The organism is Dyadobacter beijingensis DSM 21582 (genome assembly GCF_000382205.1).
In the GTDB taxonomy this organism is placed as follows: Bacteria; Bacteroidota; Bacteroidia; order Cytophagales; family Spirosomataceae; genus Dyadobacter; species Dyadobacter beijingensis.
Genome location: NZ_KB907789.1, coordinates 878,155 through 904,218 on the forward strand (window position 1 = coordinate 878,155; position 26,064 = coordinate 904,218).

19 protein-coding genes and 1 pseudogene are annotated in these 26,064 nt (G+C 51.8%); 7 read left to right on the forward strand and 13 right to left on the reverse strand.

From position 1 onward, the window contains the following. Window position 1 precedes the first annotated feature (1 nt). From H144_RS0122310 to H144_RS0122320, 3 genes are read left to right on the forward strand one after another with little or no spacing between them, the layout of a single operon-like run. Window positions 2-1,141 (forward strand): 5-(carboxyamino)imidazole ribonucleotide synthase, encoded by a 1,140-nt coding sequence (locus H144_RS0122310; protein WP_019944337.1) that lies wholly within the window; start codon window positions 2-4, stop codon window positions 1,139-1,141. A gap of 9 nt (window positions 1,142-1,150) precedes the next feature. Continuing rightward, complete coding sequence (gene purE, locus H144_RS0122315; protein ID WP_019944338.1) at window positions 1,151-1,642, forward strand: 5-(carboxyamino)imidazole ribonucleotide mutase; 492 nt, start codon at window positions 1,151-1,153, stop codon at window positions 1,640-1,642. A gap of 60 nt (window positions 1,643-1,702) precedes the next feature. After that, the gene (locus H144_RS0122320) at window positions 1,703-2,335 is read left to right on the forward strand and encodes a LysM peptidoglycan-binding domain-containing protein (RefSeq protein ID WP_019944339.1); all 633 of its coding nucleotides are present in this window, start codon (window positions 1,703-1,705) and stop codon (window positions 2,333-2,335) included. Window positions 2,336-2,421: 86 nt separating this feature from the next. Here the strand turns inward: H144_RS0122320 and H144_RS0122325 are convergent, their stop codons facing one another. Further along, a complete protein-coding gene (locus tag H144_RS0122325; RefSeq protein WP_019944340.1) occupies window positions 2,422-5,337 on the reverse strand; it encodes an outer membrane beta-barrel protein in 2,916 nt (971 codons plus the stop codon). Between the two features lie 221 nt (window positions 5,338-5,558). After that, window positions 5,559-9,173, reverse strand: a complete 3,615-nt coding sequence (locus tag H144_RS0122335; protein WP_019944341.1) for a PAS domain S-box protein — start codon at window positions 9,171-9,173, stop codon at window positions 5,559-5,561. Window positions 9,174-9,260: 87 nt separating this feature from the next. Between H144_RS0122335 and rsmA the strand changes: the two genes are divergently transcribed. Both rsmA and mgtE read left to right on the forward strand, forming a co-directional pair. Next, window positions 9,261-10,061, forward strand: coding sequence for a 16S rRNA (adenine(1518)-N(6)/adenine(1519)-N(6))-dimethyltransferase RsmA (gene rsmA, locus H144_RS0122340; RefSeq protein ID WP_019944342.1), 801 nt, complete (start codon window positions 9,261-9,263; stop codon window positions 10,059-10,061). 66 nt (window positions 10,062-10,127) lie between these two features. Beyond that, window positions 10,128-11,480, forward strand: a complete 1,353-nt coding sequence (mgtE, locus tag H144_RS0122345) for a magnesium transporter (protein WP_019944343.1) — start codon at window positions 10,128-10,130, stop codon at window positions 11,478-11,480. Between the two features lie 24 nt (window positions 11,481-11,504). Here mgtE and H144_RS0122350 read toward each other — a convergent pair whose 3' ends face one another. The 3 genes and pseudogenes from H144_RS0122350 to H144_RS35140 form a co-directional block, all read right to left on the reverse strand. After that, window positions 11,505-12,932: an L-serine ammonia-lyase gene (locus H144_RS0122350; protein WP_019944344.1), complete on the reverse strand. Its 1,428-nt coding sequence runs from the start codon at window positions 12,930-12,932 to the stop codon at window positions 11,505-11,507. 27 nt (window positions 12,933-12,959) lie between these two features. Further along, a pseudogene (locus H144_RS35135) lies at window positions 12,960-13,241 on the reverse strand (DUF6934 family protein); the annotation flags it as partial. Continuing rightward, window positions 13,223-13,357 carry a DUF6934 family protein gene (locus H144_RS35140; protein WP_374754596.1) on the reverse strand — a complete coding sequence of 45 codons (135 nt, stop codon included), beginning with the start codon at window positions 13,355-13,357 and terminating at the stop codon, window positions 13,223-13,225. The pseudogene H144_RS35135 and the gene H144_RS35140, both read right to left, overlap by 19 nt. 103 nt (window positions 13,358-13,460) lie before the next feature. Between H144_RS35140 and dtd the strand changes: the two genes are divergently transcribed. Together dtd and H144_RS0122365 are read left to right on the forward strand one after the other, a co-directional pair. Further along, window positions 13,461-13,913, forward strand: a complete 453-nt coding sequence (dtd, locus tag H144_RS0122360) for a D-aminoacyl-tRNA deacylase (RefSeq protein WP_019944345.1) — start codon at window positions 13,461-13,463, stop codon at window positions 13,911-13,913. Window positions 13,914-13,928: 15 nt separating this feature from the next. Continuing rightward, entirely contained in the window at window positions 13,929-14,255 is a 327-nt protein-coding gene (locus tag H144_RS0122365) for a nucleotide pyrophosphohydrolase (protein ID WP_019944346.1), read from the forward strand. 78 nt (window positions 14,256-14,333) lie between these two features. Here H144_RS0122365 and odhB read toward each other — a convergent pair whose 3' ends face one another. The 8 genes from odhB to H144_RS0122405 all read right to left on the reverse strand — a co-directional run bounded on the left by odhB (window position 14,334) and on the right by H144_RS0122405 (window position 26,063). After that, window positions 14,334-15,923 (reverse strand): 2-oxoglutarate dehydrogenase complex dihydrolipoyllysine-residue succinyltransferase, encoded by a 1,590-nt coding sequence (gene odhB / locus H144_RS0122370; protein WP_019944347.1) that lies wholly within the window; start codon window positions 15,921-15,923, stop codon window positions 14,334-14,336. Window positions 15,924-15,971: 48 nt separating this feature from the next. Further along, a complete protein-coding gene (locus tag H144_RS0122375) occupies window positions 15,972-18,734 on the reverse strand; it encodes a 2-oxoglutarate dehydrogenase E1 component (protein WP_019944348.1) in 2,763 nt (920 codons plus the stop codon). 113 nt (window positions 18,735-18,847) lie between these two features. Next, window positions 18,848-19,753 carry a PorP/SprF family type IX secretion system membrane protein gene (locus H144_RS0122380; protein WP_229207963.1) on the reverse strand — a complete coding sequence of 302 codons (906 nt, stop codon included), beginning with the start codon at window positions 19,751-19,753 and terminating at the stop codon, window positions 18,848-18,850. A gap of 124 nt (window positions 19,754-19,877) precedes the next feature. Then, window positions 19,878-23,108, reverse strand: a complete 3,231-nt coding sequence (locus H144_RS0122385; protein WP_019944350.1) for a hypothetical protein — start codon at window positions 23,106-23,108, stop codon at window positions 19,878-19,880. Between the two features lie 16 nt (window positions 23,109-23,124). Then, complete coding sequence (locus H144_RS0122390; RefSeq protein ID WP_019944351.1) at window positions 23,125-24,195, reverse strand: NAD(P)/FAD-dependent oxidoreductase; 1,071 nt, start codon at window positions 24,193-24,195, stop codon at window positions 23,125-23,127. 1 nt (window position 24,196) lies between these two features. After that, entirely contained in the window at window positions 24,197-24,907 is a 711-nt protein-coding gene (gene cmk, locus H144_RS0122395; protein ID WP_019944352.1) for a (d)CMP kinase, read from the reverse strand. A 46-nt stretch (window positions 24,908-24,953) separates the two neighbouring features. Beyond that, on the reverse strand, window positions 24,954-25,469 hold the full coding sequence (locus H144_RS0122400) for a GNAT family N-acetyltransferase (protein WP_019944353.1): 516 nt from the start codon (window positions 25,467-25,469) through the stop codon (window positions 24,954-24,956). 6 nt (window positions 25,470-25,475) lie between these two features. After that, window positions 25,476-26,063 carry a LutC/YkgG family protein gene (locus tag H144_RS0122405; RefSeq protein WP_019944354.1) on the reverse strand — a complete coding sequence of 196 codons (588 nt, stop codon included), beginning with the start codon at window positions 26,061-26,063 and terminating at the stop codon, window positions 25,476-25,478. Window position 26,064 lies beyond the last annotated feature (1 nt).

Below are 26,064 nucleotides of genomic sequence, written 5' to 3' on the forward strand. Positions count from 1 at the left end.
AATGCTTTCATCCCGAATCGGAATTCTTGGCGGCGGGCAGCTGGGGCTCATGCTCCTGCAAGCGGCTGTGGATTGGAACCTCGATATTCACGTACTCGACCCGGACGCCGAAGCGCCGTGCCGCAAAATAGCGCCCCATTTTACACAAGGCTCTCTGCAAGATTTTGACACCGTTTATAACTTTGGCAAAGACCTCGACGTCATTACCATTGAAATCGAAAAGGTGAATGTGGAAGCGCTGGAAACTTTGGAAAAAGAGGGCAAAAAGGTTTACCCGCAGCCTTCCGTGATCCGCCAAATCCAGGACAAGCGCATTCAAAAGCAGTTTTACGCCGAACAACAACTTCCTACCGCCGAATTTATCCTGACGGAAAACCGGCAAGACGTCGCGAATTATACCTCCTTCTTACCCGCATTCCATAAACTGGGCAAAGACGGTTACGACGGCCGCGGTGTGCAGCGAATAACATCCGCCGCCGATCTCGATAAAGCATTCGACAAGCCGGGATTGCTCGAAAAAGCAGTGGCATTCGAGAAAGAACTCGCGGTGATCGTGGCGCGCAATGCCAATGGAGATATCGAGACCTTCCCGACCGTAGAAATGGTGTTCCATCCCGAGCATAACCTCGTGGAATACCTCTTTGCCCCCGCCGAAATCAGCGAAGAGGTAAATGCAAAAGCCCAGGAGATCGCGCGGAAAACGGCCGGAGCATTCCAGATTGTAGGCTTGCTGGCCGTGGAATTGTTCCTGACACCCGAAGGCGAAGTGCTGATCAACGAAGTGGCGCCGCGGCCGCACAACAGCGGCCACCATACCATCCGCGCCAACGCTACTTCGCAATACGAGCAGCATTGGCGGGCGATTCTGAACCTTCCGCTCGGAAGTACGCACGCGTACGGGCCATCCGCGATGGTGAATTTACTCGGTGAAGACGGCTACGAGGGGCCAGCCGTGTATGAGGGCATGGAGAAGCTGCTGGCCACGCCGGAAGTGTTCCCGTTCCTCTATTGGAAAGCCATTACGAAGCCTTTCCGCAAAATGGGGCATATTACCATTATGGATTCGGACATCACTTCATTGAAAGCGAAAGCCGATTTCGTGCAGAAAAATATCAAAGTAATCAGTCACAAAACGAAGTAACATATTCCAATGGTAGGGATTATCATGGGCAGCCTTTCCGACAGAAAGGTAATGCAACTGGCCGCAGACGCTTTAACGGAACTCGGCGTTTCATATGAAATGGAAATCGTGTCGGCACACCGTACCCCCGAGCGCATGCTCGAATACGGCGCGTCGGCGCGCAGCCGCGGGTTGAAAGTGATCATCGCGGGCGCAGGCGGCGCGGCGCATTTGCCCGGAATGGTGGCGTCGCTCACTTCATTGCCGGTGATCGGCGTGCCCGTGCTGTCGAGCAACTCGATCGACGGCTGGGATTCGGTACTGTCCATCCTGCAAATGCCTGCGGGCGTACCGGTTGCGACCGTGGCCCTCGACGGCGCGCGCAACGCCGGCATACTCGCCGCACAGATCATCGGCGCAAGCGATCCTGAGCTCGCAAAAAGGCTCGATGCGTTCAAGGAAAGCCTGAAAGAGAAAGTGGCGGTGATGAATGAGGAATTGAAAAATCAACTTGGAAACTAGGTTGTCTTTATTATTTTCGTAGAAAATTAACTCCACTAAAAAATAGAATCCGGCCAGGTTATGGAAGACGAATTCCCGAAAAAAAGAAATATCCGTCCCACTGAAAAGTCGAATCTGCCTATTGTTACATTGCTGGTGTTAGTACTGCTGGTGTTGGCAATGCTTTACGTCGGCTACGAATATATTTCTGACAGTTCGTCGAGTTCCGAAGAACTCACATCGGTCGTCGTCGACTCTACGGTGGAGCAGACTGCGACGGAGCCTATCAGCGACGAGCCGGCGCCGTCTTCCGAAGAAACTGCCGAGGAAACGAAGCCGGAGCCTGTGAAAGAAAAAGTGGAAGAGCCTAAGAAAGAAGAGAAACCGGCCATATCCGCATCTTCTGTGGGCGGAGAACAAATAACCCATACCGTTCAGAGCGGCGAGACGTTTTCGAGCATTGCTTCCCGCTATAACCTGAAAACGGAAACGCTGCAAGGCCTTAATTCTTCCGTTTCCGACGTAAAGGCAGGCACTACCAAACTGAAAATTCAGGTAAAAGCGGTACACACCGTCGGTCCCGGCGACGTGTTGCGCGTAGTGGCAGGCAAATATGGCGTTACCAAAGAAGCATTGATGAAAGCCAACGGCAAAACCCGCGATTTCTCGGAAAGAGGCGAAAAACTGATCATTCCGTTTCCCGATAAAAAATAGGTTTCAATCGATGCTGCCTATTGCAAATAAATAATCCCGGAGCCGAAGCCCCGGGATTTCTTTTTGCACTGACGAAGGGGTTAATGCTAGTTGTTGAAGCCCCGGCCGCCGCCGCCCTGGCCGCGCTCGCGGTCGCCACCGCCCGGGAAGCCCGCTCCGCCGTCGAAATCACGTCTTCTGTAATTCCCGTCGTTGTTGGAAGGCATTTTACCGAAGTTTCTCAGCGTGTAAGTGAACGTCAGCATCGCATATTGGGTCAGCACGCGGTTCGTCACGTCCTGCACGTAGGTTTCGGTCACGTTGCGGGTAATGCTGTTGTTCTGTTTCAAAATATCGAAAACCGTCAGTTTCAGCTCGCCCGCATTGTTTTTCAGGAATTTCTTGCCGACGCTGGCGTTCCAGAGCGTGAAGTTTTGGTTAAATCCTGCCCCCAGCCCACGGTAGGATTGGTTACTGATATCGCTTTGCAGGACAAATCCTTTTCCAAAAATCCAGTTTACACGGCCGGTAATGCTCTGGGTGTAATAGTTGTTGTTCAGATTCGGCTGGATACTGTTCCGAACCACATTGTAATTACCTGAATACGAAGCGGTGAAGTCCAGCTTATCGCTGATGTTGCTGCTCACCACCAGCCCCTGCGACACTGCGTACGTGTTCGAGAAGTTAGGCACGTAGTTGATCATCCCCGGCGAACGCACATAGTTGAAGCCGGCGGTCAGGTTCAGGTTCAATTTCAATGGCGCGATCGGCTTTCCGAATGCGAAGAAAGAGCGGGCGTTCCAGCTGCCGTCGACGTTGATCGGCTCGGTGAACTTGGCACCTCTTTCCAGGAACAGGCCATTAGGCAGCGTCATCGGGTTCTGCGCAATCACAGTCGAATTCACGATCGCATTGTTGGTTTGCGTCAGAAAAACCATGGCATTCAGGCTGTAAGGCCGTTTCGCACCCGCCAGCGAGTAGCGCACGTTGAACATGTTACGATATTCTTGTTTCAAATCCGGGTTACCGCCGGTGAGCGACAGCGGGTTGCTGTTATCGATCACATTTTGCAGCTGCGAAATCGACGGCTGGTTGGTGGAGCTCCGGAAGAATGCGCGGAACTGCGCGCCGGATTTCGAGCGGTAGTTGATCATCGCATTAGGCAGGATATTGGTAAACGACTGATCCACCTTGTTGTTGATCGGCGCGAGCTGCTGGCTGTACAGGCCGGTATTCTGGAAATCGAGACCGATATTAGCCGACCAGCTGTTTTTGCGGTAACGGTATCCCAGTCCGGCACGGTTGGTAATGTATCGGTTGTCGAAATTGTTGGTCAGAAGCGAATCCAGGTCGGAATATGTGCCGTCGTCATAGCTCATATTATAGGTATCCTTGTTTGAATTGCTGTTCTGAACCGTCAGGCCGTAGTTGAACTGCAACTGGCCGGTGGTACTGACAGGCTCGGTGTATACGAAATTTCCGCCCAATGTAATTCCGTCCGAATGCGTAAAGCTGCGCTGATCGATCGTGTCACCCCGCATGGCCGTATCACCGAGCACGAGGTTGTCAAAATACATATTCCGAGAATACAGGTCACGCCGGCCGTTTTTGTCATTCAGCTGGGTATTGAAGTTGACCGAAATGGTCCGTCCCTTTTTCTCGAATGCATGGCGGAACAAAATGTCGTTCGAGAAGTTATATCCCTTGTTGGAATTACCCTGGCTGTTGTCCGAGCTGTTCACCTTGCTGCCGTCGGTTGCCAGCGTCGTCAGCCCGGCCTTCACACTGCCCGAATGATTGTCCTGAAAACTCAGTCTCGGCGTGATGATCAGCGAGTTTTTAGGGTCGATATTGTATTCCACCCGGAAATTCAGCCGATGGTTCGAATTCGTCGTGTTCGTACGACTGTTTTCATTATAAAACTGGTTGCTGGTAGCGCCTTGCAGAAAGTATTCCTGCGAGGTGCCCTGGATATTCGAATTGCTTGTCCGGTTAAAGAAATAGCTGCCCGAAATATCTACCTTCTTGCCTATTTTATTGGAATAGTTCAAACCGAACGAATTGGTACCGGTAATCCCGCTCTGGTTGCCCACAAGGAAATTCCCCGCCGAACCGCCGCCGCCGCGGTTACCACCTCCCCCGCCGCCGCCCGAAACGCCGAGCAAATCCTGGCTGGAAAAATTCTGCACATTGATATTATTGCTCAGGCCGATGACCGATATACGCTGGTTGCCTTTGAAGAAACTCACATTACCGCCCGCCTGGTACCGGTCGTCCAGGCCATAGCCTGCGAACACCTTCCCGAACTGGCCCATTCGCTTATCGGCCTTGGTCACGATATTGATCGTTTTCTGGGCATTACCGTCGTCAAAACCCGTGAATTGCGCCTGGTCGCTCAGCTTATCGAACACTTCGATTTTGTCAACCACTTCGGCCGGAAGGGACTTCAAAGTCAATGCCGCATCGTCGCCAAAGAAGGGCTTACCATCCACTAAAACGCGGTTTACAGTCTCGCCATGGGCGGTTACCGTCCCATTAGCGACCGTAATGCCCGGCATTTTCTGGATGAGGTCCTCGGTATTGGCATCCGGGTTAGTTTTGAACGCCGCCGCATTGAATTGCGTCGTATCACCTTTTTGTTCCATCGCGGTCACCTGCCCTACTACCTTCACTTCTTTGAGGTTCGAAACGGCTTCGGTTAAGGTAATCGTCCCCAGTTCCTGTGAATCCTGGGTAAGGGTGATGGTTTTGGAGAAATCTTTATAGCTCAGGTAGGACACTTTTACCAGGTAGGAAACTTGTTTGGAAAGGCCCGTGAACGCGAATTTACCATTCACGTCCGTGGTCACATATTCCGGCTTGGCGTCAGGTGTATTGCGGCTCACGGCCACATATGCACCCACGACGGCTTCGCGGCTTACGCTGTCGAGAACGGTGCCGGTAAGCTGCGCATTTTGCGCCTGGGCGAATGCCGGTGCGGCCAAAGCGGCCAGCAGGAGGACGATGAATGTAAATCTGTTCATGACTTGTAAAGGTTTATTGCTGGTTAGAGCACCCTTTCTTATCAAAGTTTAATGCCCGAAGGCAACAAACCTTTACAATCGACAGTTTCGGAGGTATTTATAGATCAACAGCCAATTTTCACCGACGAAAAGAACCACCCATCGAAAGCGGTCAATTATCAATCAACGATCGGCGGTCAGCGGTCGGCGGTCAGTCAGCGGCAGTCGGCGGTCAACCACCGCTATTTCAGCCATTCCCCCAACAATCCCTTGTAGCTGGCCAGGAACCGTTCGTATGCTTTTTCCAATTGCGGCAATGCCTCGGCGAGCGTACTCGTATCATCTGATTTGAGCCGCCATTCCGCATCACGCGCGATTTCGGCCACTTGCAGCACCCCTACCGTGCCTCCGCTGCCTTTCAATGTATGGAGATTGCTTTTCACGGTTTTAATATCCCCGGCTTTAAATGCCTCCACGGCACCCGCTACCAGCTCGTTCGATTCGGTCACAAAATCGTCAAAAACCGACCATACCAGTTCGGCGCCGCCGATCCCGGCGAGCTGTTCGATGATTTCCTTGTCGAGGACCGGTGCGGTAGCTTCCTGGGCTATCTCTTTTTGTTTTAATTCGAATTGGCGGTTTTCAATGTTACCCATCAGCTCCCGCACCTTCTGCACGAGCGTTTGTGCGCGGATCGGCTTGGCAATATAATCGTCCATTCCCTGGCTCATAAAGCGGTCGCGGTCCTCCTTCATCGAATAGGCCGTCATAGCCACGATTGGCGGCAGTCCTTTTGAAAAACGCTTTTTCAGCTCCTGGGTCGTCTCGACGCCGTCCATATCGGGCATTTGAATATCCATAAAAATGATATCGTACCCCTTCGCATCGGAATGGTAGCGTTTTTCTACCATTTCAATGGCCTTGAACCCGCTTTCGGCCAGGTCGGTTTCGCAACCCGATTTTTTCAGGATTTCATTCGCTACCTTCCTGTTCACGGCATTGTCGTCGACAAGCAGAATAGACGGATGATAATCGACGAACACATCTTCGATCGGCGTTTCTTCCAGCTGCGTGACGGTACTGACCTGCGCGATGGACGTTTCCTTCGTTTCAAATGTAAACCAGAAAGTACTCCCTTCGCCCAATGTCGATTCCACGCCGATTTCGCCGTTCATCAATGCGCAAAGCTGTTTGGAAATGGCCAAACCAAGTCCCGTTCCCCCAAACGACTTCCGCGATGAATTGTCCAGCTGTGTGAATGAGGTAAACAGAATCTGCTTGTCGGTGGCACTGATACCAATCCCGGAATCCTGCACATCCACCTTGATTTTGTGGAACAAGCCGTCTTTTCTGATCAATGTCAGGAAAACTTTCACAGAACCATTTTCAGTGAATTTCAATGCATTGGACGTCAGGTTCGACATGATTTGCAGCAGGCGCGTCTGGTCCGCAATGATGAATTTCGGAATGTCCGGCGCGATGTGGTATGTGAGCGTATTCCCCTTGCTTTTGGCCGTCTGCCCGAAAAGTGATACCAGCTTAAGCAGCAATTCTTCCACGGCAATGGGCGCCTCGTGCAGCTCCATTTTACCCGCTTCGATTTTCGAAAGGTCGAGAATGTCATTCAGAATGTTCAGCAGAGTTTCCGACGACCGCTTGATCGTCAGCACGTAATCCTTTTGCTCCACATTCAGCGGCGTCTCGCCGAGCAAATCGATCATCCCGATCACCCCGTTCATCGGCGTGCGTATTTCGTGGCTCATATTCGCCAAAAATCCCTCTTTCACCTTCAACGAGCGTTCGGCGTGTTCCTTGGCTTTCAGGAGTTCCTGCTCGTTGCGTTTCAGCTCGGTAATGTCGCGCGCGAGCACGGCTACCTCGGTCGGCTTGCCCTTGTCATTGGTGAACATGAGCATGTTGATCATAAACTGGCGCTCGGTACCGTCTTTCCGGTACATCGTGATCTCGAAATTCCGCAGACTTTTCGTTTTACGAAGCCGTATTAATGCCGAGTGGATGCGTTTCTTGTCCGGGAAAAACTCGGTTACCTTATGTCCGATCACATCTTCCGGCAAATACCCCAGCCGTTTCAGCACCGACTGGCTGATCATCGTGATCTCGCCCAGGCGGTTAATGCGGCAATAAATATCCTGCAAGTTTTCAAAAATACCCCTGAAAAGCTCCTCGCTATGCCGCAGCGACAGTTCCGCCTCTTTCCTGCGTGTAATGTCCCGGGCGATACCGGAGACTTCCTCGATCACGCCGTCGGCATAATGGATGGGGTTGAGGTAAAATTCGAGCCACATTTCGCCGGCGTCTTTCCGGTCTATTTTAAATTCGAAATACTGCGGCTCTCCGCGCAATGCCTGGCGGTACTTGGTTTCGAGCGTCCGGCGGTTGCTGTTGCCCACCATGCGCCAGCCAAATTTCTCTGCACTGGCCTGCAACGACGGCCTCACACCCAGCTGGTTATGGATCAGATCGGCATAATTCCGGTTGAACGACGTCAGTTGCAGCGATTTATTGACAGACCATATCAAATGCGAGCTGCTGTCGAAGATCGCGTTCAACCTAGCCAGGTATTTGTTCAGTTCCTCTTCGCTCTGCTTCCTTGCGATAGCCATCGCTACCTGGCCCGAGATGAATTCCAGCAGTTCCAGATCGCGTGTATCGAACATATTAGGGTCGTCGTACGACTTCACCCCGATGATGCCCGTCACCCGGTCGCCGATACGCAGGGGCACGCACAGGAGCACTTTCGGCGTCACGCCATACAAATAGAGGCTATTTGTCTTGGCAAGCTTTTCGATGTCCTCGTCGGAAAGGAACAGCGGCCTGTTCGACGCGATCGCGTACTCCGTGAGCCCGTTACCTAACCTCCGTTTGGTAAAGCGGACATTCCCTTTGAAATATTGATCTACATAATAAGGAAAGTAAATGTAGCTCTTGCTCGGGTCGTAGAGGGCGATGAAGAAGTTTCTTACATCGATGATCTTACCCAATTCCTCATGAATACCGTGGTAGAATTCGTCGAGGTTCTGGGTGTTGACGGTCCAGTTGGCAATGCTGTAATAAAGGTTCTGGGCCTTCTCCGCCCTTATTTTTTCCGTAAAATCATTTAAGATACAGCGGAATGCCGTCGGTTTGCCGTTATCGTAACGACAGTTCACACTCCCGGCCACGAATACTTTTTTACCTTCCCGGCTCAGGAACACCGCCTCGAAATTCGGATTAGCAATGCCCTGTTCGATCAGTTTGAGCTGCGCCAATGCCTCTTCCTTATGCTGCGGGTGCAGGATATCCTCCATCCGCATGGACGCGATTTCGTCGAGCCCGTAGCCGAGCACCTCGCGCCATGCTTTGTTGACGAATATGAATTTCCCGTCGACGGCCACGAGCTGGATGAGGTCGCTTGTATTATCCACCAAATCCTGCAACTGCGAATTCGATTTCGCGATGGACGATTCCATCCGGCGGCGGCGGGTAATATCGTCGCCCACGAGGGTGATGCACTCCACCTCTTCATGCTCCTGGTGCATGAGCACCGAATTGATGGAAAAAGTACGCAACGTCCCCTTCTGCGCCAGGAATGGCACTTCGCGTTGTTCGAGCTTACGCTTGCCTTGTATCCCCTCTTCCAGCATTTGCCGTACCTCGTGCTCCTCCTCCTTCGGGATCAGCTTATCGAATATGCTGAAACCCACCAGGTCCGACTCGTGCCAGCCCGTTTTCATGAGCGCGTGCGGGCTTACGCTGCGTATGACGAAGTCGGGAGAAAAGGTAATTCCGATCAGGTTTAGATGCCGAAGTGTGTGGTGAATAGTCTGCCAGTCGGTTTCGGATAAAATCAGTTCCATGGGTCCCGTACAATCGCACTTTTAAGTTTCCTTCCAATTCTTTATTCGATAAATCTACGAATTAAGACGTAATTTTGGCTTGTGAAAATGAATTATAAAAAACCGGATGATTCCAAAGTGCGGGCCAAAAAGCATCTGGGCCAGCACTTTCTGAAAGATTTGAATATCGCCCAACGCATCGTCGACGGACTCTCCGGTCACGGTGGTTACGACCGTGTCCTTGAAATCGGGCCGGGCATGGGCGTGCTCACGCAGTTTCTTTTGCCTAAAAACAATTTCAGTACCTACGTCATCGAAATCGATACGGAATCGGTGGCTTACCTGGAAAAGCATCATCCCGACCTTGCGCCGCGCATTATCGCCGGCGATTTCCTCAAATTCAATCCTGACACCTCGTTCCCCGGCAAATTCGCTATTATCGGAAACTTCCCTTACAACATTTCATCGCAGATCTTTTTCAGGGCGCTGGAAATCCGCGACCGCATTCCGGAGATCGTTTGTATGCTGCAAAAGGAAGTGGCGCAGCGCATTGCATCGCCTCCCGGAAATAAGGATTACGGTATTCTGAGCGTACTTTTACAGGCATTTTACGACATTGATTACCTTGTTTCGGTACCTCCCGGCGCATTTGATCCCCCTCCCAAAGTGCAATCGGGGGTGATCAGGCTGCGGCGCAATGCGGTGACGAACCTGGAATGCGACGAAAAACTGTTTTTCAGGGTGGTTAAAACGGCATTCAACCAGCGTCGGAAAACGCTGCGCAATGCCTTGAAGCCGGTAGGCGAAATACCGGACCATCCACTGCTCAACAAACGGGCCGAACAATTGAGCGTTCAGGAGTTCGTTACGTTGACGTTGCTCGCCCAAAATGCGCAGGGACAAATCTAAAAGCGCACCGACACAGTATATCCGTTAAGCTAAAAGCATTTCGCCAATCGCTAAAAGCTCGTTACGATGACGTTCGAATTAACCCAGCTATACGTAGACCACATTCAGGAACTAATTGAAAAAGAGGACTCTGCGGCCATTCGGTCGGAGATGGAAAATCTCTTTCCCGCCGATATTACCAGCTTGCTTTATGAGCTGGAAACGGAAAGCGCTAAATTCCTGGTCAGCCAACTGAACATCGAAACCGGCGCGGCCATCCTCGCTGACATGGAGCCGGCCGAGCGTCGCGACTTCCTGAAAGCATTCACGTCGGAGGAAATTTCAAAGTTCGTCAACCTGTTCGATTCCGATGACGCGGTGGATTTGCTCAATGAGCAGCCGATCCGCGTCCGCGAGGAGGTGATCGCATTGCTCGAAGACCGCGAACAGGCCCGTTTCATCCTCGATTTGCTGCATTACGACGAAGATGTGGCGGGCGGTTTGATGCAGAAAGAGTTGGTGAAGGCCAATGTGAACTGGAATGTGAACCAATGCATCGAGGAGTTGCGCCAGCAGGCGGAAGACGTCGGGAAAGTGTATGCGGTGTATGTGGTGGATGATTTTGGTAAGCTGCTGGGCCTGCTTTCACTGAAAAAGATCGTACTGGCGCACAAGAATACGAAAATCGAAAGCCTGTACGATAAGGACGTTATTTTCGTGGAAACCTACCGCCCCGCCGAAGAAGTAGCCGAGCTGATGCGGCGTTATGACCTCGACGCATTGCCGGTAGTAAATGTGCAGGGCAAGCTCCTGGGCCGCATTACCATTGACGACGTCGTGGACGTGATCACCGACCAGGCCAGTTCCGATACTTTGGCAATGGCGGGTATTACGGGGGATGTCGAAGAAGACGACAGCATCTGGCAGCAAACCCGCGCGCGTTTGCCGTGGCTGCTGGTGGGCATGATGGGGGGTATCCTGGCAGCCAAGTTTATCAGCTTTTTCGAGGGCGACCTGAAAATCATCCCGGCCATGGCCGCATTCATTCCCATTATCGGGTCCACGGGCGGGAATGTCGGCATTCAAACTTCATCTATTATCCTGCAAGGTTTGGCAGATAAAACCGGTCTGGATACGACATTAGGTCAAAGGCTGATCAGGATGTTCGCGGTGGCATTCATTAACGGGCTTATTATCAGCGGCATCGTCTTTGGCTTTAATATGCTGATCGGCAATGAAATGCAGCTCGCGCTTGTCGTCTCCACGGCGCTGATGTCGGTGGTGTTTCTGGCTTCGTTTATGGGCACTTTAACACCTATATTACTGGAAAAAATCGGCATTAACCCGGCTGTCGCATCCGGCCCGTTCATTACCACCGCCAACGACCTGATCGGCTACGGCGTGTACTTCGGCCTGGCGCATTTGCTGTTGAATTTGTAGGAAAATCTGACTTAGGAGAACAAATCAGCATTCGCTGAGACTGATAGGAATATTCACGGCCAAGCCGCCTTCGGAAGTTTCCTTGTAGCGATTGTTCATATCCAGTGCTGTCTGCCACATCGTTTTCACGACATTATCCAGCGAAACTTTGGCATTCTCCGGGTTGCTCTGCAAGGCGAGCTGAGAAGCAGTGATCGCTTTAATGGCGCCCATGGTGTTGCGTTCAATGCAGGGAATCTGCACCAAACCCGCCACCGGATCGCAGGTAAGCCCCAAATGGTGCTCCATAGCGATCTCCGCGGCCATCAGGCATTGTTCCACGCTCCCACCCGACACCTGCGCGAGCCCAGCCGCCGCCATCGCCGACGAAACCCCGATTTCGGCCTGACAACCGCCCATAGCAGCCGAAATGGTCGCTCCCTTTTTGAAGATACTGCCAATTTCTCCGGCTGTCAGCAGGAACCTGAAAATGTCTTCCTCCGTCCCGCCGCAGAACGCGACATGAAATTGCAGCACTGCCGGAATAACACCCGCGGCGCCGTTGGTAGGAGCCGTCACCACGCGGCTGTAAGATGCATTCTGCTCATTCACCGCCAGTGCGAAGCAGCTCACCCAATCGAGCGTATAGTTAAAACCTGACCCGCTGGTACGGATGAGGTCCACCCATTCGTCGCAGCCAGCGCAGGCGTGCCCGTTTAATAATTTCTGGTTCAATGCAGCGGCTCTTCTTTGCACGTTCAGGCCGCCCGGGAGCACGCCTTTGTGCTGGCAACCGAGGAAAATGCTATCCTGCATGACCCGCCAGATATTCAGCAAATCCTTCCGGATCGTGTCGTCGTTTTTCCATACGCGTTCATTTTCGAGTACCAGTTCCCAAATATCTTTTCCCGCTACCCGATGCCATTCGAGCAGATCGGAAGCGTGGTCGACGGGATACGGAATATCGCAGCGCAGCGCACTCGCCGAAGCCTCCCTACCTTCCTGAATCACAAATCCGCCGCCGATCGAGTAATAGGTTTCTTCCAACGTCTGTCCATTTTCAAACACAGCCGCGAACGCTACCCCGTTCGGATGGAAAGGCAGCGATTCCGCTTTGTGGAATACGACGTCTGTTTTGGGATTAAAATGAATCTGCATTTCGCCATGCAGACGGATCGTCTCACTCGCGGCAATATCCGCCAGAATGCGATCAATCGACCCCGTTTCGATGGTCACCGGATCGTAACCGCTCAAACCGAGGATCACGGCGATATCGGTACCATGCCCGCGGCCGGTTTTGGCCAATGAACCGTAAAGATGTACGGTAACTTTCTGCACATTACCCAGCAAACCTTGCTCCTTCACCACGCCCAAAAACTGCTGCGCCGCCCGCCAGGGTCCTAATGTATGCGAACTGGATGGACCAATGCCGATTTTAAAAATGTCAAAAACTGAAATGCGTTCTGAGGTCATGGTGTGGTGGGTACCGGGTTGTTAAAATTAAAACAATTTAGATACCGTGAAGAATTCATAATTAACATTTTTTTTCAAATCGCTCCCAACGACCCTTTCGGTATGCAAGGACTTTGAAATCAGCCGAATCTGGTCAAGGTATTTATTGATAATGATTTGATATAAACGGGTTCTGGCGGGCGTACTGTCAGTTAGAAAAACGTTGGTTTCCCTGTTTTCTTGGAGGAAATAACAAGTTATGGCTACAACTGTGGCTAAGACCAATTCCATATCTCCATTGTCCGATATTGTCATGTCGTCAAGCTCAGCTCTATTTTCATTCCAGTCGCGCCAAAAGCAAGGTTAAAAACAGAACTGTCCATTGGAGTAAACTGCACGCGCTTCTCAATTTCCCCTCTCTTGCCTTCACTTATAAATGAGAGCAACCGGGCAAGTCCACTGAACCAACGGCATTTTCTACCTCATTCAAGTCATTTTACCAGATAACCCCGTACTTTTGCCCTCATTCGAAAATCAATTTATTCAAATATGATGGCAGTAATCCAGCGCGTCAGCGGCGCTTCGGTGACTATTGAAAGAAAAGTAAAAGGGGAAATCAATACGGGCTTCATGGTGCTGTTGGGCATCACACACGCGGATACGCAGGAGGATATCGAATGGCTTGGAAAGAAAATTGTGGGCCTGCGCGTGTTCAACGACGACGAAGGGAAGATGAACCTCGATTTAAAAACCGTGAATGGCGATATTTTGCTGATCAGCCAGTTTACATTGCACGCGAGCACGAAAAAAGGCAACCGCCCGTCGTTCATCGAAGCCGCGAAGCCGGATATCGCAATACCGCTTTACGAGCAAATGATCCATTTCCTTGGTAACGAATTAGGGAAAGCTATTCAAACCGGTGAATTTGGAGCAGATATGAAAGTAGCGCTGCTGAACGACGGGCCCGTCACAATTGTCATCGATTCTAAGAACCGGATTTAAACCTATTCAATAACGATGTCCATCCAGGAAGCACAAGATCAGGTCGATCAATGGATCAAGACTTATGGCGTCAGATACTTTTCTGAACTGACCAATATGACGATCCTCACCGAGGAAGTTGGTGAACTCGCGCGCATCATGGCGCGTACGTACGGGGACCAGTCGTTCAAGAAATCGGATTTGGGGAAAGACCTTGGCGATGAAATGGCCGATGTACTGTGGGTATTAATATGCCTGGCCAATCAGACGGGCATCAACCTTACGGAGGCGTTCGAGAAGAACCTCGCCAAGAAAACTGACCGCGATAAGGACCGGCATAAGCAGAACACGAAGCTGCAATAGCGAACCGATACGGCTGGAAAACAGAACAGGCCCGGAAATCCGGGCCTGTTCTGCATTTATTTTTCCGAAATGATAATATTAAATATCCAACAGCAAGCGGGTCGGATCTTCAAGCAATTGCTTCACACGAACGAGGAAGCTTACCGAATCCTTACCGTCGATGGTACGGTGGTCGTATGAGAGCGCCACGTACATGATCGGGCGAACGACGATCTGGCCGTCTACCACTACCGCACGCTCAACGATATTGTGCATACCGAGGATCGCCGATTGCGGCGCGTTGATGATCGGCGTCGAGAGCATCGAACCGAAAATACCGCCATTCGTGATTGTGAATGTACCGCCCGACATTTCGTCCAGGCCGAGCTTGCCATCACGTGCACGAACCGCCAGACGAATGATTTCCTTCTCAACACCAGCGAATGAAAGGGTTTCAGCATTACGGATAACCGGCACCACCAATCCGCGAGGGGTTGATACAGCTACTGAAATATCCGCGAAGTCGTTGTACACCAATTCTTCACCATCGATATAGGCATTCACAACCGGGAAGTCTTTCAACGCCACGGTTACCGCCTTCACGAAGAATGACATGAAACCTAGTCCTACTTCATGTTTTTCTTTGAATTTATCCTTGAATTTCGCGCGCAGGTCCATGATCGGCTTCATGTCCACTTCATTGAAAGTGGTGAGCATAGCCGTTTCATTTTTTACCGCTACCAGACGGCGTGCGATGGTTTTACGCAGCGAAGTCATCTTCTCGCGGCGTGAGGCCCGTCCACCGGCAGGCGCAGGAGCAGCAGCCGGAGCCGAAGCAGCAGCGGGCTTAGCCGGCGCAGCTGGTTGAGCAGCAGCAGGTTTTTCCGCTTTCAGGGCATCGTCTTTCATGATTTTACCGCCTGAGCCGGAGCCGTTCACGTCCTTCGGATCGATTCCTTTTTCGGCGAGGATTTTCGCTGCGACAGGCGATGCATGTTTCTCGCTGTAAGCCTTGTCGGCAGGAGCCGCAGCAGCCGGGGCGCTCGCTTGCGGAGCTGGTGCGGCGGCGGGAGCACCGGCCGTTTGAGCGATGGTGCATATTACTGCGCCGATCCCCAGTGTATCACCTTCTTTTCCAACAATCGTCAAAATACCGGCTGCTTCCGCTGGCAATTCGAAAGTGGCTTTATCGGATTCGAGTTCGCAAAGGATTTCGTCAACATTCACATAGTCGCCGTCTTTTTTGCTCCATGAAGCGATCGTAACCTCGCTGATAGATTCTCCTACCGCCGGCACCTTCATTTCATAAACCTGGCCCGTTGCGGCTGCCGGGGCTTCCGCAGGAGCTTCCGCTTTCGCTGGCTCGGCAACTGGTGCCGGAGCTGTGGCAGGCGCCGCGGCCGGAGCTGCTGCTTCTGCCTTCGGCGCAGTTTCTTTCGGAGCTGCGCCATTGGCTGCTTCAATTGTCGCAATCAGGTCGCCGATGTTGAGGGTATCGCCTTCCTGCGCTTTAATATGTAAAACACCTTCCGCTTCCGCAGTCAGTTCAAATGTCGCCTTGTCCGAATCCAGTCCGCAGATCACCTCGTCCATTTTCACGAAATCACCATCATTTTTGAACCAGTTTCCTATCGTAACCTCGGTAATCGACTCGCCAACGGGCGGTACTTTTATCTCAATTTCAGCCATTTTATGTGCAATCTTGTTATCGAATTAAGTCAAAAATTATAGGAATAATCATTCAAAAGCCCTGCTAATGATTTCTGCCTGTTCTTTTGCGTGGATTTTCGCAAAACCGGTCGAAGGCGAAGCGCTCGGCTCCCGCGCAATCACTTGCAGCGGTTTCACGCCTTTGTACATGCGCAGCATGAACGTCCATCCTCCCATGTTGAACGGCTCTTCCTGTACCCAGTACACGCTCGCGTTTTCGTACTGTGCCAAATGTGCGTCGATCTGCGTTTGCGGGAACGGGTGCATTTGTTCCAGACGGATAATCGCCACGTCGTCGCGTTTGTCGGCCTGCTGTTTTTCGTACAATTCGTAGTAGAGCTTGCCGGTGCAGAGCAACACCTTTTTCACTTTCTTCGGATCTGCATAGGTGTCGCCGATCGTCTCCTGGAATGAGCCGCTTACGAGGCTGTCGATCGGAGAAACGCAAAGCGGGTGACGCAGCATCGATTTCGGCGACATCACGATCAACGGCTTGCGGAACGGGAACTTCAACTGGCGGCGGAGCAAGTGGAAGAAGTTCGCCGGCGTCGTTACGTTCGCTACAATAATGTTATAGTTGGCCGAAAGCTGCAAATAACGCTCCGGGCGGGCATTCGAGTGCTCCGGGCCCTGCCCTTCGTAGCCATGCGGCAACAACATCACCAGACCTGTCCAGCGATCCCATTTGGTTTCGCTCGAAGTCACGAACTGGTCGATCGTTACCTGTGCGCCGTTGGCGAAGTCACCAAACTGCGCTTCCCAGATTACGAGTGCATTCGGGTTTGCCATCGAGTAACCGAACTCGAAACCCAGCACCCCGTACTCAGAAAGCAGCGAGTTGTAGATCATGAACTGGCCCTGGCCGTCCTGAATATGCTGCAAGCTGTTGTAAGGCGCATTGGTTTCCACATCGCGCAATACGGCATGGCGGTGCGAGAAAGTACCGCGCTGCACATCCTGACCGCTCAAACGAACGATATTACCTTCTGTGAGGATAGATCCGTAAGCCAGCAATTCGGCAGTAGCCCAGTTGACTTCTTTTTTATCGAAGATCATCTGCTCACGGTCTTTAAGCAGCTTGTCGATCTGCTTCAACCGGTTGAAGTTCTCCGGCGTTTTGATAAGCGCCTTGCCGATCTTCTCCAATTGATCCAAAGCAACGCCGGTTTCAGGTGATTTCTCAAAATCCTCCGGTTTCGATTTGCGCAGGCTGTGCCATTCCTGTTCCAGTTTCGGCAGGGTATATGGCAATGCCTTTTGCTTCACCATGTCGAGGCGCTCTTGCAGCAACTGCTTGAACTCTTTGTCCATGCTGGCCGCCAGCTGCGCGTCCACGTCACCACGGTCTGCCAGTGTTTTCTGGTAGATCTCGCGTGGGTTCTGGTGGTTGTCGATCGATTTGTAAAGGACCGGCTGGGTAAATTTTGGTTCGTCCGCCTCGTTGTGTCCGTGACGGCGGTAGCAAACCATATCAATGAAAATGTCCTTGTTGAATTTCTGACGGTACTCCACTGCAAGGCGCATACAGAACACCACGGCTTCGGGATCGTCGCCATTCACGTGCAGCACGGGTGCATCCACGATTTTAGCGATATCCGTACAGTAAATGGCCGAACGCGCGTCGATGAAGTCGGTCGTGAAACCTACCTGGTTGTTGATCACAAAATGGATCGTACCACCGGTGTAGTAGCCATTCAATCCCGACATCTGAGTTACTTCGTACACGATACCCTGGCCGGCCACTGCCGCATCACCGTGGATCAATACCGGCAGTACGCGATCGTAATCGCTGTCGTACATGCCGTCGGCGCGGGCGCGGATATAACCTTCCACCACCGGGTTTACCGCTTCAAGGTGAGATGGGTTCGGGGCAAGTTTCAAATGTACTTTGTTACCATCTTTGGTCGTGATCTGGCTCGCGAAACCCATGTGGTATTTCACGTCGCCGTCACCCCAAACCTGGTCGGGCAGGTTACCTTCGAACTCGTTGAAGATCTGTCCGTAAGTTTTCTGCATAATGTTCGCGAGCACGTTCAGACGGCCGCGGTGCGCCATCCCGATCATCACTTCCACCACGCCCATTTCGGAGGCTTTGTTGATCATCGCGTCGAGCGCGGGGATCGTTGTTTCGCCGCCTTCCAGCGAGAAACGCTTCTGACCGAGGTATTTCGTGTGCAGGAAGTTTTCGAAAACAACCGCCTCGTTCAGCTTGGAAAGAATGTGCTTTTTCTCATCGATCGAGAACGACATCGTCAATGCCTCCTTCTCGATTTTCTTGCGCAACCAGCTTTTTTGCTCGCGGTCGCGGATGTAGAGGTATTCAAAACCGATATTGCTTGCGTAGATCTTCTTCAATGCGTCTACGATCTCACGCAAGGTGGCCGGACGGTCAAAGACCTCAACACCGGCTTCAAAAACGGTATCGAGGTCTTCGGGTCCCAGATTAAAATCAGCAATGTCCAATTGCGGGCGACGGTCTTTCCTTTTCTGGATCGGGTTCGTTGTCGCCAGAAGGTGCCCCCTCGACCTGTATCCACGGATCAAATGCACCACTTCCATTTCCTTGCGGATACGGGAAGCGTCCGTTTTGCCGGCTACTGCGGCTTCCTTACCGTTCGCTGCGCCATTGGCGTGGCCGTTTCCGGTAACGGGATATTTTTGATAAAAATCATAACCTTCAAAAAACTTTTGCCAGCCTTCATCCACGGAAGCTGCATCTTGCTTATAGGAATTGTACAATTCATCGATATAAGCGGCGTCGGAATTTGCTATATAAGTGTATTTATCCATCACAAAAGTGAGTATTTCATTTATGGCACAAAGGTACGAGACTTATGTAAAGATTACGAATAAAAATATCCTTTTAACTTAACCAAAAACACGATTTGGAATGGTTCTTGACATCAGAATTTCTGGAACCCTTTCGGATTGGGAATAAATTTCAGCATGAGCTCATGAATCCCTTTCGGGCCCGAGTACTGGGCATATATCTGTTCCGCCTGCCGGGTACTGTAAAAATAGCCGAGCCGGACATTCCTTCCTACCTGAGCCTCAACGGTTAGCTGCAAATAATCCACTTTCGCGGAGGCCGAATTATACCCGCCGCCAACCCGGTAAGACGCACCCAACCCTACTTTTTCCTTGAACCAGAACCGCGAACCGAAATCAAAACGGAGATCGTGATCCTTCTCCTGTATCAACAAAATATGCGGCAACATCATTACATCCTCGCTTAACTGGTGGCTCCCTCCCGCCGTGATATATAACGGCCGGCGGTAAAACGTCCCCAGAGCCTGGTCGCCGAACTTCTGCGAAAGCAGCTCCGGCTTGGAAACGCCCAGGTACCATTGCTCCGATCGTAGCCACGCGCCGAGGCCGAAACTGCCCAATGCACGGTTATTGCTGATCAGCGTCCCGTCCGAAACCGGTAAAACATTGATGCCACCCTGCGCGCCGAGGCCGAGTTTCCAGGTATCCGAGAGGCCGAGATGGAATGCGAACGACCCCACGAAACCTGTGGTAGTGAAGTAGCTCGTCTGATCGTTGAGCGCCTGAAAACCTATACCAAACTTGCCGTCGGCCACTGTACCGTCCGCCGCGAAGGTCTGGCTGGTGGGGGAATTCTGGATATTGAACCATTTCCTGCGGAACATGGCCGTCATGTTAAAATCCTCACGTACACCTGTGAAGCCGGGGTTGATTGCCATCGGATTTTGCACATACTGCTCATAAAGCACCTCCCTTTGTGCAAATGCTGCACCATTCAATGCAAATAAAAGGGAGCCCGCTGCGATAACCCTGGTTATCAAGTAATGTGTGTTTCTCAAAAACATAGGCACTGAAATTGGGTGATTGTAAACAAAAATGGCAGGAGAGTCAATCTCTTGCCATCTTTATAACTCTTGAATATCGCTTTTATACTGCTGGTTCAGATCAAAAATCGTAACCCAATGTTACGTAAGGTATAGGCTTGTTGGTATACCCGTTGTCTACGCCCCAGGCGTAATCAAATTTGGCATAGAAACCGAAAACTGTTGTTCGTACACCGGCCCCGTAACCCATCAGGTAAGGGTTTTTGTAATTGGTAACCGTGGCACGGAACGTCTCGTTCTCGTCCCCGATGATCTGAGTGTTGAGGCTGTTGTTTTCGCTGAATGGTCCTTTGCCGGTCCACGCGGTACCGATGTCGCCGAAGCCGACGATCTGGAAGTTACGCAGGAAGCTCGACGTAATGGCGCCGCGGTACAGGTATTTCACGAGCGGAATGCGCAGTTCGGCATTCAGCAACATGTAGCTCGTACCCGACAACCTGTTCAGCTTGAAACCGCGGAGGTTGGTCGCGAAGTCGGCGAAGAAAATGTCGCGGTTATCGCGCTGGAAGTTTAGCGGGTTATCGCCGGAGCGGTTTTCCTTGCGGTTACCGAGCCAGTTTTCCATACCGCCGAGGATATTCTGTTTCGGTGCCTTACCACCCGAATGGCTCGCTGCCGCACGCACGGCAAGGATCAGGTCGCGGTGGATTTTCTGGTAATGACGGAAATCAAGGCTCACGCGGTTGAAACTCTCGTTGCCGTTGCTCAAACCCTGGTAAGCATCGTAACGCAATTTGAAACGTGTCCCTTCCATCATATTCATCCCGTTCACACGGGTATTGTCGAATACGAATTCGCTGCGCAAGCCGCCGTAGTTCGATGACAGGTCGGGGTTCGAAAGCAGCACGTCGATCATCCGCGTAGACGTAAACATCGGTGAAACCGAGAAGCGGCTCGTCGTCGAGAACGGATACGAAGCCGTGAACATCAGCTGGTTGAACCGGTATTTCTGGATCAGCCCTTCGGAATCATTATATAATGTCTTGCGATCAACGCGCAGTCCGAAATCAATGCGGTAGGTATTGTTGTTATACTCGGCGAAAAGGTCGCTGTTGCGGAAATTCGACGAAATGAAGAGCCCCGCCTTGATGACATGGTTTTCGAGCAGGTCGTTCATCGAAATGGATTGCGCGTAACCAAAACCCCGGATCGGATCAATGCGCCAGTCGGAAGCGGCGTCGTTCGTGATGAACAGCCCTTTGTAATTGTAAGGACCTTTTATCGCGATATTCTCGCGGACCGCTTTCGTGCGCGAAGCCAGGCCAGGCGTGGTCGGGAAGCTGCCGCGCGTCCTCCTCGATTCGAATGTTTTCAGGATTTCTTCATCGAATTCGTAATTATCGGTATCGACTTCGCCTTCTTTCAATGCCAGTTTGGAAGTTTGCTGCGCCTGCGCCGCTTTCGCTGCCGAATCGGCCTTCACAGCCGGGTTAGCTGCTGCATTGCCATTGCCCGGATTGCCCGCATTACCCGCGCTCGCTACGCTGAGCGACGGCGGATTTACGGTTGCGCCCAAGTCGAAGCCGTTTTTATAGGCAGCCGTATAGTAGCCGTCATTCAAATAAGTATAAGCCAATGCGCCGCCCGCTTCTTTCAGGTTTACATCTGCATTGCGGATATTCTGAATGTAATTCGTCAGCTGCGAGTTGGTTTGCGAAGCGCGGTTGTATTTATACAGGTTGTTGACGCCCTTGCCGTTCGACAGGTATACCACGTCGTTTTCGTCGGCATACACCGGCGTTACTTTGGTTTTACCTTCCGTTTCCACGAGCTTCACGATGTTCTCGGACCGCGGCGTACCGTCATGTTCGAAAATAGTGTAAGACGGCGCGATGGATTTGAAATTTCCCTTATCTCCCCTGCCGAGCGAATCTACCGGCCGGTTGGAAGAGAACACCACGCGGCGCGAAGAGCCCTGAATGAACCGCGGTGAAAGGTCGTCGTAAAGGTCGTTGGTCAATGGCAATGCGGAAGCGCGTGCCACGCTGATCAGGAAGAGGTCGTTCTGGCCTGCTTTGTCTGCACTTACCGCTAGCATACTGCCGTCGTGCGACACGTCCATATCCACGATCTGATCCAGTCCGCGGATATTGCGCTTCGTTTTGATCTTGATTTTTTTAGTGCCTACATTTTCATACATGTAGAGGTTCTTCTTGTCATTTTCATTGGCCAAAATGGTCAGCACATTGTTTTTTGACCAACCTAGCAATGGCGGCTGCGTTTTCTGCCGACCGCCGATAATGTCGAGCTTACCCTGGCGAACCACTTTTTTGGAACCGCTCTCGCTGTCAAACAAATACACGCGATAACGTCCGTTTTTGATCTCGCTCACGGCGGTGAATTTCTTGTCCGGGGAAATCTTAATCACCGCGCTGGCGTCGGTCACATTGAATTCGTTCAGCTTATATTTCCAGGTCGGGTTCGGGTCGGTGTAAAACTGCTCCGCGTTCTTCGACTGGTTCAGGTAGTAGGCCCGCCAGTCGCGCAGGAAGCGGTTATAGGATTGTACGCCAAGCGTCGAGGTAATGCTCGTTTGCTCGGTGCGGATAATGCGCGTAAGGTTCAGGATGTCAGAGATTTTGTCTTTCCCATAACGCTCGGCAATGTAGTTCCAGATGGAATGACCGATCAGCGTCGCATCGTCGCCCGCCATCAGTGTAGGTTTGCGCACGTTGCGGTTTTTGAAGAAATCGCGCATGTAGTCGTTCAGCTCCGGCGACCATCCTTCGGCTATATAGGCGGCCGTTCCGGTCATGAACCATTCGGGTAATGTGAGCAGCAGCGAGCTTTGCAGCGCCTCCTTCATATTACCGCCGTACAGCATGTCGTATACGAACAAAAGGCTGATATCCCGCACCAGTTTCTTGCGGAAGCCGATCTGATCGCCCGTATAAGCCACCTCTACACGCGATTGCGAGAGGTTCAGCTTCTGGTCGCTCAGGTTATCGAGCACCGAGAGCCCCATATTGCTCTGTTCGAGCTCCGCAGGCGAGTTGTAAAGGAATATCTTGACGCGGTTGTAAGGCGTCCATCCAAGAATATCTGTGATTTTATCGAATTCACTTTCAGCGTATTGGGCCGTCAGCCTGGCGAGATTGGTACCGCCCTGATAGTGATAGATTTCGAAGTTGGTCGTCCGGAAGATTTTCCAGTTGAACTTCTTGTACTGGACCCGGTTCTTTCCAAAAGTCTCCTGTGAAGGATAGCGCTGTGCTATTGAGTCATTGAATAATCCAAAAACTGCTAAAAGACCGATCGAAAAGGTTAATGTGTAAATATATCTTCTGCTCATATTGCTTAGGCTGACGTCAACGGAAATATAACGAAAAATACCTTTTTATATTCACTAGCGGGTTCAATTCTTTGCCGTAAATCAGGTGGTTACAAAACTCTTTTGCCAGAAATGGCGCGAGCGTGACGCCCTTTGTCCCTAATCCATTGAAAATACACACATTAGCAAACTCCGGGTGAATGCCGATCAGCGGCCGGCGGTCGCGCACGGAGGGACGGATGCCCGCCTGCGCACCCGCAAGCGTGTAACCGGCGTTTAGCATTGTCCGTAATTTCGATTCCAGCTCATCCGTCGCCGCCTCCGTAGCTGCCCAATCCAGCGGGTCCCAGGAATAGGTTGCTCCCACTTTCATCCTATTTTCGGACAATGGCAATGCAAATATGCCTTGATTGATGATGTACGGTTTCAGGGGAACGTCCGTGGCGATTTCCAGGATTTGTCCTTTTACAGGCGTAAACGGAAGCCAGTTGAACCATTCGTTTTGCATCGCAAAAAATCCCTGCGAAAAAATCACCTTTTTAAACCGTTTGCCCTGCCAGCTAATGCCGTCGTCGGTCCGCGAAAGATCGGCCGGATGGAAAGTCGCCTCTCGATATAAATGCTGTTTGAGGAAAAATGTACGGCTTGCGTCGAGTAATGCGGGCAAATCGATCCAGCCGGCTTGTATTACTTCCAGCCCACCGAAATCCGCGTTAATGTAAGGTATTTGGGGTCCTGGGTCTGGCCTAGCTGCAACGTAGGGACTAATGCCCGGATCGGCCGTTTGAGCGAGATAGGTATTTTGCTCTTCTATGGAACGGAAAGGCCTGTAAATTGGCGTCAAATGCATGATTTGCTGACCTAACTTTTCCTCCAAGCCGCCATAAAACGTTCTGGCATAAGGAAAAAGGTCGTCGGCCAGCCATGTTTTAACAAGCTTTTTCCCTGTCAACGGATTGAAAATACCCGCAGCAACCCGTGACGAAGAAGGCATGGACGAGTCCCCGACGATCTGGAAACTCTTACCCGAATCATGCAAATGCCAGGCTACGGAAGTGCCTCCTATCCCCTGCCCTACGATGAGGTATTCATAGTCAAATGGCTGCATATCAGGCTTTATCGGCGGAACGACGTCTGAGTGACAGCCCGATTTGCTCATCGGCCAGGCGCACCACGAGTTCCACCTGCTCGTCGAGGGTCATGAAGGAATTGTCGATATAAATAGCGTCTTCGGCCTGCCGGAGCGGACTTTCGGCCCGGTTGGTATCGATATGGTCGCGCGTTTTGAGATTATCGAGGATCATGGCGAGGTCTACGATATCGCCTTTTTCCATCAGTTCCAGCTGGCGGCGCTGGGCGCGGATGAGCGGATCGGCGGTCATGAAAATTTTCAGCTCGGCCTGCGGGAAAACCACGGTACCAATGTCGCGGCCGTCCATGACGATGCCCTTCGTCTTGCCCATTCGCTGCTGCTGTGCCACCAGTGCGTGCCGCACCTCGGCCACGGCACTTACCTCGCTCACCCGTTCGGAAACGTACATCTTCCGGATCTCGTCTTCGACATTCAACCCGTTCAGGTAGGTGTCGTTGCGGCCGAGCTCGGGATGGCGGCGGAAGGAAATCTGCACTTTGGCCAATGCATTTTCGACTTCCTTCGGGTTGGTAAGACTGATATGGTTTTGGATAAAATACAGCGTAACAGCCCTGTACATCGCGCCGGTGTCGATGTAAGGGTAATTCAATTGCTTGGCAACCAGTTTTGCGGTCGTGGATTTCCCACAACTCGAATAACCGTCGATCGCAACGATAATCTTGGGCATATTGGGATACGTAGTTTTACAGGGCGTAAAAATACATTTTTAAACCTCATTCCCCGGCCAGCTTCACAAACAAATGTTCGTCCAGCACCTGGTCGTTTTTGATAATGGCCTTTCGGTGAATGGCTTCCAGCTTGTAACCGGCCTTTTCGAGCACGCGCATGGAGGCCTGATTGGTTTCGAACACCCCGGCGTAAAGCCGCGTAATGCCTGTATTTTTGAAAATCCAGTCCGTCATCTGCTTCACGGCCTCGGTGGTAATGTTCAGGCCCCAGTAGGGTTCGCCGAGCCAGTAGCCGATTTCCGCATTGTTGCGGTGAATATCCTCCTGCCGCAGCACGCCGATACCGCCCACAAATTCATCATTATAATAGATCGCCCGGTGGAAGCTCTCGCCATTGTAGCGGCTGTTGCAGAAATCGATCCAGTAGTGTGCGTCGGACAGCGTGTAGGGCGAAGGAAAATTGTCCCTCACCTGTGCCACTACATTCTTGTTATTGGCCAGCTGCGCGAGCCGCTGGGCGATATTTCTCGTGAACGGTCCGAGCGTTACGTGTTGCTTCATAGAAAACTACTCGCCTTCCAGCAGGAAGACCACCATGCTGCGCGCCCCGTGCGCGCCAATGACGAGCGATTGCTCAATATCCGCAGTTTTTGACGGACCAGCAATAAAGCAGCCCCAGCCCAGCGTGTCCTGCAAGCGTACGTATGCCTCGTGCATGTTGTCCACGAGCGCATTACGCGGGATCACGAACGCGAGATTTTGTGTAATAAATGGCAATGCGCGATGCGGAAGGTATTTATCGGAAATCCACACGGCCCCATTTTCCGCCACACCGAATTCCGCTTCCAGGATCGCTATCTCGACCGTTTCCAGTTCGTGCGGATCGGACACGTTCAAACTAAAATCCGCCCAGGCGCTCAATGCGGGGATGGTCGTGGCACGGTTCACGATGCCTTTATAAAGCTCTTCCGCTTTTTGCGCGAGTTCTTCCCTGTTTTTCACGACGATCACTTCCGTGTAGATCGCCCCCAGCATTTCTCGGAATTTGTCTTCGGTATTGTCAAAATTGCTGGCAAAAGTCGTTACGGCCGGCAATGCGGTCGCTTCCGGTTTGTTTTGCCTGATATGGCCTAATATGCTGTCTCGTGAGCTCATT